Annotated in this window: 1 protein-coding gene; it reads right to left on the reverse strand. The window is 69.5% G+C overall.

The window, feature by feature from the left end:
- Positions 1 to 269 (reverse strand): helix-turn-helix transcriptional regulator (locus tag NDO48_RS29260; RefSeq protein ID WP_267322925.1); only part of this gene is annotated, 269 nt, incomplete at both ends.

The following is a 269-nucleotide window of genomic DNA, read 5'->3' on the forward strand; positions in this document are numbered from 1 at the left end:
GGCCACCGCATTGATCCGCGAGCGGTCGGTGGCCGGTGCCTGGACCAGGTCGGGGAACAGCACGCCGAGGGCGGCGGCGATACGGTCGAGGGTCGACAGGCTGACATTGACGTCGCCGCTCTCGATGCCCACCAGCATCCGCCGGCTGACACTGGCCGCGCGGGCCAGCGCTTCCTGGCTGAGGCCGGCTTGCAGGCGCAGGCGGCGGACGTTGCCGGAGACATGTTCGAGGACGCTGGGGCGTTCGGTAGGGTTGGGCAATATATTGC

It is taken from the genome of Aminobacter sp. MET-1 (assembly GCF_026521175.1).
Taxonomy (GTDB): Bacteria; Pseudomonadota; Alphaproteobacteria; order Rhizobiales; family Rhizobiaceae; genus Aminobacter.